Origin of the sequence: Actinomadura barringtoniae (genome assembly GCF_017573505.1) — a bacterium.
Taxonomy (GTDB): Bacteria; Actinomycetota; Actinomycetes; order Streptosporangiales; family Streptosporangiaceae; genus Spirillospora; species Spirillospora barringtoniae.
Genome location: NZ_JAGEOJ010000011.1, coordinates 14,215 through 29,265, shown reverse-complemented (window position 1 = coordinate 29,265; position 15,051 = coordinate 14,215). Strand labels below are relative to the sequence as shown.

Annotated in this window: 10 protein-coding genes; 6 read left to right on the top strand and 4 right to left on the bottom strand. The window is 70.1% G+C overall.

Going from position 1 to position 15,051, the window contains the following annotated elements:
* Nucleotides 1-30 precede the first annotated feature (30 nt).
* The gene (locus J4573_RS26225) at nt 31-1,335 is read left to right on the top strand and encodes an aromatic acid exporter family protein (RefSeq protein WP_307796898.1); all 1,305 of its coding nucleotides are present in this window, start codon (nt 31-33) and stop codon (nt 1,333-1,335) included.
* A gap of 325 nt (nt 1,336-1,660) precedes the next feature.
* Here the strand turns inward: J4573_RS26225 and J4573_RS26220 are convergent, their stop codons facing one another.
* Nucleotides 1,661-3,124 (bottom strand): LVIVD repeat-containing protein, encoded by a 1,464-nt coding sequence (locus tag J4573_RS26220; RefSeq protein ID WP_208258522.1) that lies wholly within the window; start codon nt 3,122-3,124, stop codon nt 1,661-1,663.
* A gap of 152 nt (nt 3,125-3,276) precedes the next feature.
* Between J4573_RS26220 and J4573_RS26215 the strand changes: the two genes are divergently transcribed.
* Both J4573_RS26215 and J4573_RS26210 read left to right on the top strand, forming a co-directional pair.
* Nucleotides 3,277-5,079 (top strand): peptide ABC transporter substrate-binding protein, encoded by a 1,803-nt coding sequence (locus J4573_RS26215; protein ID WP_208258521.1) that lies wholly within the window; start codon nt 3,277-3,279, stop codon nt 5,077-5,079.
* 11 nt (nt 5,080-5,090) lie between these two features.
* Nucleotides 5,091-5,642, top strand: coding sequence for an NADPH-dependent FMN reductase (locus J4573_RS26210; protein WP_208258520.1), 552 nt, complete (start codon nt 5,091-5,093; stop codon nt 5,640-5,642).
* A 1,865-nt stretch (nt 5,643-7,507) separates the two neighbouring features.
* On the opposite strand, the gene J4573_RS26205 is transcribed toward J4573_RS26210, so the two are convergent.
* Nucleotides 7,508-8,884 (bottom strand): MFS transporter, encoded by a 1,377-nt coding sequence (locus J4573_RS26205; protein WP_208258519.1) that lies wholly within the window; start codon nt 8,882-8,884, stop codon nt 7,508-7,510.
* A gap of 56 nt (nt 8,885-8,940) precedes the next feature.
* Between J4573_RS26205 and J4573_RS26200 the strand changes: the two genes are divergently transcribed.
* Nucleotides 8,941-9,561 (top strand): TetR/AcrR family transcriptional regulator, encoded by a 621-nt coding sequence (locus J4573_RS26200; protein WP_208258518.1) that lies wholly within the window; start codon nt 8,941-8,943, stop codon nt 9,559-9,561.
* A gap of 755 nt (nt 9,562-10,316) precedes the next feature.
* On the opposite strand, the gene recD2 is transcribed toward J4573_RS26200, so the two are convergent.
* On the bottom strand, nt 10,317-12,602 hold the full coding sequence (recD2, locus tag J4573_RS26195) for an SF1B family DNA helicase RecD2 (protein ID WP_208258517.1): 2,286 nt from the start codon (nt 12,600-12,602) through the stop codon (nt 10,317-10,319).
* A 405-nt stretch (nt 12,603-13,007) separates the two neighbouring features.
* Between recD2 and J4573_RS26190 the strand changes: the two genes are divergently transcribed.
* A complete protein-coding gene (locus tag J4573_RS26190) occupies nt 13,008-13,643 on the top strand; it encodes a hemerythrin domain-containing protein (protein WP_208258516.1) in 636 nt (211 codons plus the stop codon).
* Nucleotides 13,644-13,676: 33 nt separating this feature from the next.
* Entirely contained in the window at nt 13,677-14,132 is a 456-nt protein-coding gene (locus J4573_RS26185) for a nuclear transport factor 2 family protein (RefSeq protein ID WP_208258515.1), read from the top strand.
* A gap of 62 nt (nt 14,133-14,194) precedes the next feature.
* Here J4573_RS26185 and J4573_RS26180 read toward each other — a convergent pair whose 3' ends face one another.
* Nucleotides 14,195-15,043 (bottom strand): LLM class flavin-dependent oxidoreductase, encoded by an 849-nt coding sequence (locus J4573_RS26180; RefSeq protein WP_208258514.1) that lies wholly within the window; start codon nt 15,041-15,043, stop codon nt 14,195-14,197.
* Between the last annotated feature and the right edge of the window lie 8 nt (nt 15,044-15,051).

Here is a 15,051-nt window from a genome sequence, read left to right as displayed (position 1 = left end):
TGCCTGGAATTAGTTGGATTGGGTGGAGGGGTGACCACCGCAAGCCACCGCTTCGCCCCTGCCCACCGTTCGCCGCTCCGCATCGCCTCCGAGGTCCAGTCCACCGCGTTCCGCATCACGCGCCTGACCGTCACGGCGATGGTCGCCTACCTGCTGGCGCTCGCCGTGCTGCCCGACGACGGGCCCGTGCCACTGCTGGCGCCGCTGACCGCACTGCTGGTCGTGCAGTTCTCGGTGTACGAGACGATCAAGTCGAGCGTCTCCCGCATCACCGCCGTCGGCTCGGGGGTGCTGGTCGCGGTGGCGCTCGCGGGCGAGGTCGGGTTCTCGTGGTGGAGCCTGGGCATCGCGATCCTGGTCGCGCTGGTGATCGGGCACCTGCTCCGGCTAGGGGACCACGTTCTGGAGGTGCCGATCAGCGCAATGTTGATCTTCGCGCTGGGCGCGGGCAACGGGATCGGCACCGAACGGATCGTGGAGACCCTGATCGGCGCGGCGGCCGGGCTGCTGGCCACCATGCTGGTCCCGTCCGTGCGCGTACGGCCCGCGCAGGAGGCGGTCGAGGACCTCAGCGACCGCCTTGCGGCTCTGCTGGATCGGATGGCGGCCGACCTGAGCCAGGGCCCGTCCAAGGGCGAGGCCGAGGGATGGCTGCGGACGACCGAGGAACTCTTCCGCGACATCGGCCGTACCGACGCCGAGCTGGGCGCCGCCGAGAACAGCGTCCGCCTCAACCCGCGCGCCCGCGGCCTGCTGGACGCCGGGATCGCGCTGCGGAACGGCGTCGAGACCATGGAGCACTTCACGCTGTCGCTGCGCGGGCTCACCCGCGCCCTCGCCGACATCGCACGGCTGGAGGACGACGACCGCCTGATCGGCGACACCGCCGTACGGGACCGGCTGTCGGCGACCGTGACGGAGATCGCGGCGAGCATGGCGGCGTACGGTCGCCTCGCCCGCTCCGACCTGCGCCGGAACGCCCGTACCGCCGCGATGGAGGACACCCTCGAACGGCACGTGATGGCGGCCCGCGCCCACCGCGACGCGCTCGCGTCCCTGCTGCACGACCCCGAGGCCGGCGAGGAGCGCTGGGCCCTTTACGGCGAGATCGTGATGCACCTGGACCGCCTGATCGACCAGGTCCGCTTGGAGCACCGTACGCGCGCCCGCGAGGCCTGGCGCCGCCGCAGCGGCGTGGCCCGCCACCTCCCCGAGCGCCCCGCCTCGATCGTCAGCCGTACGGGCACAAGGCTGCGCTGGGCCGCATCGATCACCTCAGCCGCCGTCGAGGGCCATGCCAAGGCCGTCGAATCACGAGCCCTCCGATCACGCTGACCCACCCGTCCAGCACACGGCCCGAACACCGAAGCCCGCCCCCGAAGCGGACGCCCGAAGGCGAGAAGCTGGCACTCCAAGGCGGAGAACTCACACCCGAAGGCGGGAGGCACCCGCCCAACGGCCGGAGGCAGCCGCCGGAAGGCCGGAGGCACCCGCCGGAAGGCCGAGGGCACCCGCTCGACGGCGGGAAGCAGCCCCCAACGGCGGAGGGCTGGCGTCTCAAGGCTGAGGCATTGGGCCGGAAGGCGGGGGCTGCGGGCCGAAAGGCCTAAGGCCCGCCTCCGGAGGACAGAGGCGGGCCCGATACGACCGTAGTGGATCTCTAGCGGAAGGTCGGCTTCAGGACGTCGATGCCGCGGGTGTTGTCGGCGACGTAGACGTACTGACCGTGCCAGTACGGCTCCCACGAGGCGGCGTCGGTGGGACGGAAGTAGCCCACCTGCTTGATGTTCGTGGGGTCGCGGACGTCGAGGAACCGGGTGCCCTGCGAGTAGAACGACTGGGCCAGCACGCCGTCGCGGACCGCGAAGTAGTGCGCTGAGCAGTCGGTGCTGGTCGGGTCGCTGCCCTCCTTGCCCGCCACGCCCCAGGTCGAGACCGTGTGCAGGCGGAACTTCTTGTCGGGCGTGGACTTCCAGCCCTCACCCTTGAAGGAGCCCTTCAGCGAGGCGATGACGAGCAGGCCGTCGTCGGCGCACCCGTCGTTGAAGGTCTCCTCGGTGATGTAGAGCAGCTGGCCGTTGCCCCACTTGCGCGGGTCTGCGCCCTGGTTCTTGGTGGAGCCCACGGCGCGGAAGCTGTTGTGCATGAACGAGGAGTTGGTGGTCGCCTCGTCGATGCCGCCGCCCGCGTACGGCACCGGGTCGAACGCGGTCGCCTTACGGGACTTCTTGGCCACCGGGTCCCAGTGCCTGCCGCTGGTGTAGTAGCCGCGCACACCGCCGCGACCGGACGCCCAGGCGACGCCGTTGGAGTCGACCTGGATGTCGTGGGTGTAGTCGGTCTTGCCGTCGTTGCGCCCGGTGTCGATCGGGTCGTTGTAGACCTTCGGCTTGGCCGGGTTGCGCACGTCGGTCACCCAGACCGGGCGGCCGCCCCAGTCGGCGGGCATCCAGCTGGCCTTGGCGGGCCCGCCGGTCCACAGGTAGCGGCAGTCGTTCACACACGTGGTGGTGTGCCCGGCCGGCACCTTCACGTAGGTGATCTGCTTCAGCGCCTCGGGCTTGGAGGCGTCGATGATGTAGATGCCCGACTCGCCGGTGCTGGTGTTGCCGCCGAACGCGCGCGGGTCCCGGGACAGGTAGATGATCTTCCGCTTCGGGTCGAAGTCGGTGTCCTCGGTCTCCCACATGCCGGGCATGTTGAGCTGCCCGACCAGCTTGGGGCTGCGCGGGTCGGCGGTGATGTCGTACGCCTTCAGGCCGAACTCGCCCGTCGCGTACAGGACCGTGCGCTTGTGCCGGCCCTTGCCGTAGTCGATGAACATGAGCGAGATGGCGCCCTTGGCGTCCGGCACGCCGCCGACGCGCTCGACGCCCTTGATCGCCTCGGACTTGGTCTTCGAGGACGCGTCGACGCGCCGGTAGTGACCGGCGTGGCCACCGACGTTCTGGCCCTCGGCCTGCGCCGCGGCGGTGCCGTCGGCGCTCTTGGTCTGCGGGTATCCGGGCTCGGGCGGGCAGGCCCAAGCGGTGCCGGCGGTCAGCGCCAGCACGGCGGCGATGGCGCCGGTGCCCTGCATGACCCGCTTGGCAGGAAGTGAGGGGAGTGACTTGCGGGGGGACATCAAGCCTCCACGTTGAACGATCTTGCAAGCCAGTGTGAGCGGTGTTGCCGAGGTGATCAATGACCTGGGAGTCACGAAATGGCCTCAGCAGTGTGAGCCGGGCTGACTCCTGTCTTCCGGGACGGGTGGGGCGTGCCGTACGCTCACCCGGCATGAGGAGCACCACCCGTACGGCGGCCCTGCTCACCGGCGCGGTGGTAATGCTCGCCGGCCCGGTGGTGGCATGGAAGGTCATGCAGGACCCGGCCGACCCGCGCATTTCGGTCGGAGCCGTACCCGCCGCCACGCTGATCCCCGGCGACGTGCGCGACATGACCGGCCGCATGATCGCGAGCGCGGTGTGGACCGGCCTGGTCTCCTACGACCCGCGAACGGGCGCCCCGGTGAACGCGGCCGCCGAGTCGGTGACCAGCGACGACCGCAAGGTCTGGACCGTGAGGCTCAAGCCCGGCGGGCACTTCCAGGACGGCTCGCCCGTGACCGCCGAGTCGTTCACCGAGGCCTGGACCGCCGTACTCCACGAAGGCTGGTCAGGCGCGCGCCTCTTCACCGACATCGCCCACATAAAGGGCGCCAAGGCCGCCGCCACGGGCGGTTCGAGCGACTCCGGCACCACTGACGGCTCGAGCGGCTCGGGCGCCGCAGACAGGTCGAGCGGCTCGAACGGCTCGGGCCCCGTGGCCAGCTCGGGCCCAACGGACGACTCGAACGCCTCGGGCGGCTCGAACGCCTCGGGCGGCTCGGGCGCCGTGGGCGGCTCGGGCGCCGTGGGCGGCTCGAGCGGAACGGACGGCTCGGGCGCGACGGACGGCTCAGGGGGCCCGGGCGCAACGGCCGACAAGGCGGCCGAGGCCACCAAGGCGAAGTCCAAGCCCATCGACGGCTTGAAGGTGGTGGACGACCGGACGTTCACCGTCACGCTCGACCGCCCCCTGAACGGCTTCCCCGCCCTGCTCGGCGACCCGGCGTTCTTCCCGCTGCCCGACTCCGTGCTGCGTTCACGCGACTGGACGTCGTACGGCCGCCGCCCGATCGGCAACGGCGCGTACAGCATCCGTTCGACCGGCCAGGCCGAGACCGTCCTCGACCGGCCCGGCGCCCGGACCATCGTGGTGAAGGCGATGCCGGACCCCGCCAAGCAGTATTCGGCGGTGCGCGCCGGTGACCTCGACATCGCGACCGCCGTTCCGGCGAACAAGCACGGGTCGATGGAGGCCGACTTCCGCAAGCGCCACCTCGCGCCGCCCGGCCGTTCGATGACCTACCTGGCCTTCCCCGAGTGGGACAAGCGCTACGCCGAGCCATCCGTACGCCAGGCGCTGTCGATGGCGATCGACCGGAGCGCGGTGTCAGAAGGAGCCCTCGGCAACCAGACCAGCCCGGCCGACTCACTCGTCCCGCCCGGAATCCTGCCGGGCAAACGCGAGAGCGGTCCGTGCCGCCCGTGCGTCCACGACTCCCGCGCCGCGGTCGCAGTCATGGCCGACGCGGGCGGTTTCAAGGGCCAGGTCCGGATCTGGCACGAACCTGCGGACTCCGCGTGGGTGAAGGTCGTCGCGGGCGAGCTGCGCAAGGAACTCAAGCTCGACGCCCAGCCCACCCAGGTCAACGACCTGGCCAAGGCCGTCGCCGACAAAAAGGTGGACGGCCCCTACGTCCTGCACTCCACCCCCGCCTACCCCGCCCCGGTCGCCGCCCTAGAGCCCCTCCTCAACGCCGGAACGGGCTACAGCGACGACTACACCACCGACCTGATCAACCAGGCCGAGAGCGCGGCCACTCCCGAGGACGGCGTGACCCAGGCGCGCATGGCCGAGACATCCCTGCTGCGCGACATGCCCGCGATGCCGCTGTGGACCGCGCACGACCACCTCGTGTGGTCCGAACGCCTGCGCGGCGTCACCTCCGACGCGTTCACCGGCCTCCATCTCAGCGCGCTCACCGTCAAGGACTAAACTGTCAGCTTGTGACATATCGAATTCTCCTGGTCTGCGGCAGCCTGCGCGCGGGTTCCACGAATGAGGCGGCCCTCCGCACCGTCGCCGACGTGGCGCCCGAGGACGTCGAGACCGTCTTCTATGAGGGCCTGGGCGACCTGCCCCACTTCAACCCCGACGACGACCACGACCCCCTGCACCCCGCCGTCGCCGCCCTCCGCACCGCCATCGGCGAGTCCGACGCGGTCCTCATCTGCACCCCCGAATACGCGGGCGCGATGCCGGGCTCGTTCAAGAACCTGCTCGACTGGACCATCGGCGGCGGCGAGATCTACGAGAAGCCCGTCGCTTACATCAACGTCTCAGGCCCCGCCGCCCCCACAGGCGGCGCCGACGCCCACGACTCCCTCCGCAAGGTCCTCGGCTACGCCAGCGTCGACCTCGTCGAAGCCGCCTGCGTCCGCATCCCCGTAACCCGCAAAGAGTTGAGCGAAGACGGCCTCTTCCACGCCCCCTCCCAACGAGCCCAATTCACCGCCGTCCTAACAACCCTCACCACCCACCTACAACCCGCCCCCTGACCCACCCACCGCTCCAAACGCATGCGCCAGCGTGCAGCACAATCCAACGCGTCCTGCACACCCAACGCAGCACGCTCCACAAACCCACCCGACACAGCGCAAACCACACCCCCGCGCAACGCAGCACGTGCCACACCCCCGCACGGCGCAGCACGTGCCACACCCCGCGCGGCGCAGCCCGCGGCGCGTCCCGGCATGTCCATGCGCCCCACACCCCCACACAGCGCGGTACGCCACCTCCCAGCCACCCGGCAGTGCGCGACACGTAGGGCGTCCCAGCACATCCCGCACGCCCTGCGCCGCACGCTCCACACGCCCGCCCGACACCGCGCGTGCCACCCGCCCGCCCGACGCGACGCGTGCCGCCCCGCCCGCGCGGCGCCGTGCATGGCGCGTCGCGGCGTGTCCGGCACGTCCCGCACACCCCACACAACGCGGTACGCCACCTCCCACCCGCCCAGCAGTACGCGACACGTAGCGCGTCCCAGCACATCCCGCACGCCCTGCGCCGCACGCTCCACACGCCCGCCCGTCGCCGCGCGTGCCACCCGCCCGCCCGGCGTGCCGCCCGCCCGCGCGGCGCAGTGCGTGGCGCCGGCAGGCGGCACGCGCAACGCACACCCCACACGACGCGGCATGGCACCTCCCGCCCGCCCAGCAGTGCGCGACACGTGGCGCGTCCCAGCACGTCCAACCCGTCCCACACACCCACCCAGCAAGGCACCTCCCACCCCGGCAGGGCGCGACGCGTGGCGCATCCCAGCACGTCCAACCCGTCCTGCACGCCTCTTCATCTCCTCCATGCCCTGGCCCGCCTCGCCCCGCGAAGTACGGTCAGCGCAGCCCACACGGCAAGCACAGCCACCCGCTCGGTCCGCCCCTTGTTCGGCACGTCTATTGCAGCCAGCACATCTAGCGCAGTCGAGCGCGCAGGGCTGCTTCTATATCGAGCTTGCTCGGACCTAGGCGCGGGTTCGACGTCCTGTCGGGTCTCAGGAGCGCGTCTGTCGGCAGTCAGGCCGCCTGGGCGCATGCTTCGTTCGGAGGCGCGCGGCGCTCTTGGGTCAGCGAGCATGTCCAGCCGTGCAGTCTCCGGTCGAGCCGTTGTCACACAGGCGGGTCGTCGGCATACGGCAGGTCATCCACGACGGCGGTCATCGACATCCTGCGGACCCTCGGCATGCCGCAGGTCTCAGCGTGGGGTGGCTTGTGTCGACTCTCAGGGACGGTCTGGGGATGGTCAGGCCTCCTGAGCACGTGCCGCGTTCGGAGGCTCGGGGCGCTCGTCGGTGTCGGCGGCCGCGTCCAGCCAAGCAGTGTTTGACCCGATCATCGGGCGCGCCGGGTCGTCGACACGCTGCTGACCGTCTGCTTGCTGCGAGTCGGCGGCGCAGGGTGCCTTCTGTCAGATCTCAGAAGCGGGCCTGGCGGTGTTCAGGTCTCCTCTCTACGGGTCGATTTCGGGGGCTCGCGGCGCTCGTCGGTGTCGACGGCCATGTCCAGCCGAGCAGCCTCCGGCCGGGTCGTCGGCGCACGGCGGGACGTCGACAGACGGCGGGACATCCGCGCGGCGATTCATCCGTGTGCGGTCCGGCGCCGGCGGGGCGCCAGCGTGCCCCGGAACGTCAGCGGGCAGCGGAACGTCAGCGGGCAGCGGGCAGCCGCACGTTGGCAGGCGGCGGGACGTCAGCGTGCCGCAGGACGTCGGCGGGCGATGGGACGTCAGCGGGCAGTGAGACGTCAGCGGGCGGCGGCACGTCAGCGGGCAGCGGCACGTTGGCAGGCGGCGGCACGTCAGCGGGCGGCGGCACCTCGGCGGGCGCCGAAACGTCGGCGGCGGCGGCACCTCGGCCAGCGGCGGGGCTTCAGCGTGCCGCGGGTCGTCGGCGGGCGACTTCCGCGGGCGTCGAGGCGGCGGGGCGGTGGGTTGATCGCCAGAGCCAGAGGGCGGGTAGGGCGCCGAGGAAGCCGATTGTGGCGGCGGTGGCCAGCATGGCGCCGAGGCCGGATTCGCCGTAGGGGATGCCGAGGACGGCTATGCCCACGGCGATGCCGAGTTGCTTGGCTGTCTGGGTGAGAGCGGAGGCCAGCCCGGCGCGTTCGGCCGGTGCTGAGGCGAGGCCGATCTGGCCGGACACGAGGTTGCCGACGCCGATGCCCGTTCCGCCGATGATGAACGCGGGTAGCAGCGCCGGCCAACTGTGCAGGCCGTACGTGAGCGCCGACAGAACGGCCGACACCGCGCACAGCAGCGGGCCGATCGCTACCAGCGCGGCGGGCGGGAAACGGTGCACAGAGCGGCTGAGCGCCAGCGGCGCGGCCAGCGCGGGGATGCTGAACGCGAGGAACCACAGCCCTGCCTCGGCCGGGCGCGCGTGCATAGGCCCCTGCACGTAGAGGGAGAAGTACGCCGTCGAGCCCGCACCGACGATGTTGAAGGTGAAGCCACCGAGGGCGTTCGCCGCGTAGAGCTTGTTGCGCAGCAACGACAGATCGATCATCGGCTCAGCGACGCGGTGGAGCGCGAGCCCGGTGAACGCCAGGGCTGCGACGGCGAGAGCGGCTAGTACCTGCGGCGATCCCCATCCGGCGTGCGGTCCGTCGATCAGCGCCCACATCAGCGCGGCCAGCCCGCCGGTCAGCAGCCCGGTGCCGAGCAGGTCGAGCGGGCGGGGACGCGGATCGTAGGACTCCTCGAGCATCCTGAGTGCGATCACGAACCCGATCAGGCCGATGGGCACGTTCAGGAAGAAGATCGCCCGCCAGTCGAAGAGCTCGGTGAGCCCGCCCCCGACCAGCGGCGCTGTGGCGATGGCGCCGCCCGACGCGGCGGAGAAGATGCCGAGCGCCCGGTTACGTTCCCGCCCGGCCGGATAGGCGGCCGCGAGCAGCGCGGCCGTCGTGCCGAAGAGCAGTGCCCCGCCGAAGCCCTGCAGCGCCCGTACGACATCCAGCACCGGTGCGGACGGCGCGAGCGCGCACCCGAGGGACGCCGCCGTGAACACTCCGAGCCCGAGCAGAAAGAGTCTCCTCCGCCCATACCGATCGGCGAGCGCGCCTGCGGCCAGCAGCAGCGACGCCAGGGTGAACGCGTAGGCGTCGACGGTCCACTGCACCTCGGCCAAGCTCGCGTTCAGGCGTTCCTGCATGTTCGGCAGGGCGATGTTGACGCCGACCAGGTCCAGGACCAGTAGGTATCCGGCGGTGGAGGCGACCGCGAGGGTCCAGGCCGGTTTCGTCACGTTCGCCTCCCAGGGTGGAAAATATACGCCGTATATTAAACGCTAGAGTTGAGGCCGTGAAGACCCCGGCCAAACGTGGACGCGGCTCCCGCGGCCTCAGCCGCGACGAGGTGCTGGACGCGACGCTCGCGCTGGCGGAGGAGCGCGGCCTGGACGCGGTCAGCATGCGCGCGGTCGCCGACCGGCTGGGCGTGACGCCCATGGCCCTCTACCGCTACGTCGGCGACAAGCAGGGGCTACTGGACGGCCTGGTCGAACGCATCGTGCGTGAGATGCCGGTTGACGACCCGACCCTCCCGTGGCAGGACCGTCTCCGCTCGTTCGGCATGGGCATCCGTTCGGTAGCCAGGCGCCACCCGGACCTCTTCCTGCTGCTCTTCCAACGCCCGACCGTTACTCCGGAGGCCCGCCGCCCCCGCAACGCGGTCCAGTCAATGCTCCGCGACGCCGGTGTCCCCGAGGAGATCATCACGCCGCTCCAGCGACTCCTCGACACCGTCGGCATGGGCCTCGCCGCCTCCGAGGCAGGCGGCCGCTTCAGCGGCGACCAGTCCGAAGTCGACGCCGTCTACGCCCTGGCCGAGCAGATCTTCGTCAGCGCCATCGAGCGATACGCCTCCACCTCTCCCGCCCCATCCGCAAGCTCCACACCCTCCGAGCCCTCCGGCGACTCCTAGCCCGCCACCCCTTCCCGAGCCTCCCGCAAGCTCCTGGCTTCCACACCTGCCATGCAACCCTCGCCGGTCTGCGCATGCGCCGTAGTTCCTTAGCCGTCTCGGCAGCGATCGCGAAGTGGCACGCTCGGCGGGGTAGGCCCGACCATCATCTGCCGGACAGTTCCGATGCCTTCCAGACGTTCCAAGCCCTCCAAATGATCTGAGCGCCGAACGGTCCGCCCCCAGATGGTCCCGGCCCGGCACAGACTGCGCATCCCCTGGCAATCTGCCCTTCAGGCAATCCGCCCCCGGACGATCCGAGCTCACCAGATAAATCCCCCCGGGAGGCTTCGCCCCCCGGACAGCCCGGATGCTCCGACCCCCGGAAGCTCCGGCCCCAAAAGGACCAAGCCCCCCGAACGGCCCGAGCCTTCCAGATGGATCCAGGCCGCCGGACAGCCCGCCCGGACAGCCCGCCCGGACAATCCGAGCCCGCCAGACAGTCCGTTCCCGGATGGTCCGAACCCCCTCGATGGTCCAAGCCCTCCAGGTGATCCGAGCCCTTCAGATGGTCCCGGCCCGCCGGACTTCCGTTTCCAGACAGTCCAAGCCCCCAGACGGTCCAAGTCCCCCGAACAGTCCGAGCCCTCCAGCTGGTCCCGGCCCGCCAGACTTCCGTTTCCGGACGGTCCGAACCCCCTGAACGTCCAAGGCCCCGGACGGTCCAAAGCCCTCGAACGGTCCGAGCCCCCGATGGTCCGAGCCCGCTGGAAGGGCTAAGGGGCTGGGTCTTGGGGTTCAGCCAGTTGCGCTTTGGGCGAGGCCAGGCGGTGGGCGAGGGCGGTGTGGCGGCGGCCGGCTCCCGCCGTACGGACTGCGGCGGCGAGCGCGCGGCGGGAGCCTACGAGGACCACCAGCTTCTTGGCCCGGGTGATACCGGTGTAAAGGAGGTTGCGGCGCAGCATCATCCAGGAGCTCGTGGTGAGCGGCATGACCACGGCCGGGTACTCGCTGCCCTGGGAACGATGGATGGTGATGGCGTACGCGTGGGCGAGCTCGTCGAGTTCGTCGAAGGCGTAGTCGATGCTCTCCTCCTCGTCCGTGAGGACGGTCAGGGTGTGGTCTTCGAGCGAGACGGCGGTGATGATCCCCACCGTGCCGTTGAAGACACCTGCCTCGCCTTTGTCGTAGTTGTTGCGCAGCTGGGTGACCTTGTCGCCGACCCGGAACGCGCGTCCGCCGTAGCGGCGTTCCGGCTTGCCTTTTTGGTGGGGCGTGAGGGCCTCCTGGAGCAAAGTGTTGAGGGCACCGGCGCCTGCGGCGCCTCGGTGCATGGGAGCTAGGACCTGGACGTCGCGGCGGGGATCGAGGCCGAACTTCCTGGGGATGCGATTGGCGATGACGTCCACGGTCAGCTCTGCCGCCTCATCGGACTCCTCGCAGGGGAAGAGGTAGAAGTCCTTGTAGCCGTGGGTGTGGGGATGCTCGCCCGCGTTGACCCGGTGGGCGTTGACGACGATGCCGGACTCCTGAGCCTGCCGGAAGATCTTCGTCAGCCGCACGCGCGGGATGGCCTCGGCGTTCAGCAGATCGGCCAGCACCTCCCCTGCACCGACGGACGGCAACTGGTCGACGTCCCCGACGAGCAGGAGGTGCGCGCCGCGCGGTATCGCCTTCACCAGCTTGTTGGCCAGGATCAGGTCGACCATGGAGCTCTCGTCGACCACGACCAGGTCCGCGTCCAGTGGGTTGTCGAGGTCGTACTTGGCGTCCCCGCCGGGCTGGAGTTGGAGGAGGCGGTGAACGGTCGCGGCCTCGTGACCGGTGAGCTCGGCGAGGCGCTTGGCTGCGCGGCCGGTCGGGGCGACGAGCGTGATGCGGGCCTTCTTCGCGGCGGCGAGCTCGACGATGGAACGGACCGTGAAGCTCTTGCCGCAGCCGGGCCCGCCCGTGAGAACGGCGACCTTCGTGGTGAGTGCGAGCCGTACCGCCTCCTCCTGCTCGGGCGCCAGCTCCACGCCCGTGCGCTGCCGCAGCCAGCCGAGCGCCTTGCCCCAATCGACGTCGGCGAACGCGGCGAGGCTGTCGTGCCGGGCGTCGAGGAGGTCGCGCAGGCCGCGCGCCAGTGACCGTTCGGCACGGTGGAAAGGCAGCAGGTAGACGGCGGGAACGGTGACCGCCTCGTCGTCCGGGATAGTCAGGTCTCGCACGACCGCCACGCGCTCCCGTACGACGCCCTCCTCAGCGGCCAGCACGTCGAGAGCCGGAACGACCAGGTCGCGCGGCACGCCGAGGATCTTCTCTGCCTCCGAGACCAAGTTGGGCTCGGGCAGGAAACAGTGCCCGCCGTCTGCCGCCTCCGACAGCGTGTGCTGCAGTCCGGCCTTGATGCGTTCGGGACTGTCATGCGGTATCCCGACCGCCTGGGCGATCGTGTCAGCGGTCTTGAAGCCGATCCCCCACACGTCTGCTGCCAGGCGATAGGGCTCACGGCGAACCGTGTCGATCGACGCGTCCCCGTATTGCTTGAAGATCCGTACGGCGAGGGAGGTAGAGACCCCGACGCCCTGCAGGAAGACCATCACCTCCTTGATCGCCTTCTGCTCTTCCCAGGCGTCGGCGATCCGCTGTGTGCGCTTGCGGCCGAGGCCGCGGACTTCAATGAGACGTTTCGGTTCCTCCTCGATGATGCGCAGGATGTCGGTGCCGAAGTGCTCCACCATCCGGTCGGCCATCACGGGCCCGATGCCCTTGATCATCCCCGAGCCGAGATAGCGGCGAATGCCCTGCGTGGTGGCGGGCAGCACGGTGGTGTACGACTCCACCTCGAACTGCTTGCCGTACTTCGGATGCGAACGCCACCACCCGGTGAGCCGCAGGCTCTCCCCCGCCTGCGCGCCGAGCAGCGCGCCCACCACAGTGAGCAGATCGTTGCCCGTCCGCTCGGTGGCCACGCGCGCGACCGTGTAGCCGGTGTCCTCGTTCGCGTACGTGATGCGCTCGAGGACGGCCTCCAGCACCGCCGCCCGCGGCGCCGGAGGGACCGCTGAGGCGCTCGCCATGAATCACATCGTGTCCGATCCGCACCACCCCGCGAAATAGAACCACATTCTGTGGATAACTTTCCGATCGGAACCTCAGCCGAAGCCAGAACTGCATCCGAGGGCGAGCCCGCCGTCCGTGTCAGGGTCCGATTCCGGGACTGCGATCCAAGCCCAGCTGCGGTCCACGTCCAGGTCCAAGTCCGGGGCCGGGGCCGCGGTCCAAGTCCAAGTCTGAGTCCGGGGCTTGTGGTCCAGGTCCGGGGCGCGGCTGCGGGGGCGGGGGCGGCTGCGAGGGCTGGGCTACGGCCAGGGGTGGGACTGCGGACGCCACCGGAGCTTCGGCTGCCGCCTGACATTTTGAGGGCCTGTGTCGTCAGTAGTGCATCGATCCGATCGGCACGCCGATACGACACGGGAGAGATCATGAGCGACAAGCTCGACATGACGTTGATGTTCGCGATGCACAACGCGCTGCGGCGCGAGCTGGAGTTCATCGCCAAGACCGCCGCGCGCACGGACGACGATCCCCGGCGGATCCTCGCCACCGCCGTCGGCTGGGAGATGTTCAAGAAGGCCCTGCACATCCACCACACCGCCGAGGACGAGGCGATCTGGCCGGTGATGCGCGAGGTCCTGACCGGCCGGCCCGACGACCTGGCTCTGCTGGACGCGATGGAGTCCGAGCACGCCGCCATCGACCCGCTCCTCGATGCGATCGACGCCGCCCTGGCCGACCGCGAGTCCGGGCCGGAACACGTTGCGGCACTGACGGAAGCGCTGGCCGACGGGCTGCGCGGCCACTTGAAGCACGAGGAAGACGAGGGCCTGCCGCTGATCGACGCGACCATGACGCTGGAGCAGTGGATGCACTACGGCCAGGTCCACAGCACCCGGACCGGGCCGGACACGCCCCGCCTGGTCCCGTGGCTGCTCGATGGTGCGGACGAGGAGGTCGTCGCGTTGATGCTGACCGTTCTGCCGGATCCGGTACGCGCGGCTTATCAGAACGAATGGCAGCCCGCGTACTCCGCCCTCGACAGGTGGAACGCCAGGGCCTGAGCGTCAACAACTCTGATTGGAAGGGCAAGACTGATGACCGATCTTCAAGCCATCGCCGACCGCGTAGAGATCGAAGCCCTGCGTAGCGAGTTCTCCGACGCCGCGATGATGCGTGACCGCGCCCGCCTGGCGTCACTCTTCACCGAGGACGGCGCGCTGCGAATGCCCAACGTTCCCACTGAGGCGGTGGGCCCGGCGGAAATCCTGGCGCAGGGTGAACGGCTGCAAGCCCGATGGGACTTCTTCGTGCAGAACACGCACCCGGGGGCCGTCCAGATCGACGGCGACACCGCTACCGGGCGCGCGTACATCCACGAGGTGGTGCGCACTCTGGACGGCATCGAGGGGGTGAACTTCGCCGTCTATCACGACCGCTACCAGCGGACCCCGGAAGGCTGGAAGTTCAGCGAACGGGTCTACGAGGTCAGATATCTCGACACGACGCCGCTGGCAGGCTCAGCCCCCGGCGCAGCAGGGTCCGCCCACTAAGGGCTGCCAGCCATATCCCCTCGGAACGCAGGCCCTCCCCTCGAACGCAGGGCCCTCGTCGCCTACTGCAGCTGCATCTGAACGTTGGCGGCCACGGTGGCGAGGGCCTGCCAGGAGGGCTCGGGGCGCAGCGTCTCGTCCGGGTCGCCGCTGAACGGGTCGAGGACGACGCTCTCGGCACCCAGGCGCCTGAGTTCTTCCAGATCGTCCATGACCTGATCGATCGTGCCTTCGCCCGCTTGCCGGTCAGTACCGGTGGCCCGCTTGTCGGTTAGCCGCAGAACGATGCGCGGGGCTAGGAGCGGGACTGGCTTCTCATGCTCGTCCGCAATACTGCTCAGCCGCTCCAGCGCCTCGTTCAGCCAGGGCAGCGTGAACCTCAGCGGGTGCCAGGCATCCCCGAGCCGCACCGCCCTCCGCAGGGCGGCGTCGCTGTTGCCGCCGATCCAGATTGGCAGGGGTCCGCTCCGGTAGTCGTACTCGTTGTCCCAGGCGGCCCGTACGGCCGTGATGTGCTCGTCCGTCAGCCGCCCGCGCCGTTCGAACGGCACTCCGAGCGCCTCGAACTCCTGCCGCGCCCACCCGACGCCCACGCCAAGGACGAACCGCCCGCCGCTGAGCTGGTTGAGGTTGGCCGACATCCGGGCGACGAGCAGTGGATGGCGGTACGGAGCGATCAGCACGGTGGTGCCGAGCCGGACTCGCGTGGTAAGCCCCGCCAGGTAGGACAGGGCGGTGAAGGGTTCATAGAACGGCGCCGGGTACTGCTCGGCGACGTCGGGCGTGATGGCCACGTGGTCGGAGACCATCAGCAGCCCGTAGCCGAGGCCCTCGACGGTCTGCGCCCAGGAGCGCAGCATCGCCGGATCGGTGCCCGGTCCGAAGTTCGGGACATTCACTCCAAGCAGCACTCGCCCAG

Bases quoted from the DNA above. Each gene is read 5' to 3' on its own strand.
- recD2 (WP_208258517.1), bottom strand. From the start codon at position 12,602: ATGGCGAGCGCCTCAGCGGTCCCTCCGGCGCCGCGGGCGGCGGTGCTG.
- J4573_RS26185 (WP_208258515.1), top strand. From the start codon at position 13,677: ATGACCGATCTTCAAGCCATCGCCGACCGCGTAGAGATCGAAGCCCTG.
- J4573_RS26190 (WP_208258516.1), top strand. From the start codon at position 13,008: ATGAGCGACAAGCTCGACATGACGTTGATGTTCGCGATGCACAACGCG.
- J4573_RS26220 (WP_208258522.1), bottom strand. From the start codon at position 3,124: ATGTCCCCCCGCAAGTCACTCCCCTCACTTCCTGCCAAGCGGGTCATG.
- J4573_RS26215 (WP_208258521.1), top strand. From the start codon at position 3,277: ATGAGGAGCACCACCCGTACGGCGGCCCTGCTCACCGGCGCGGTGGTA.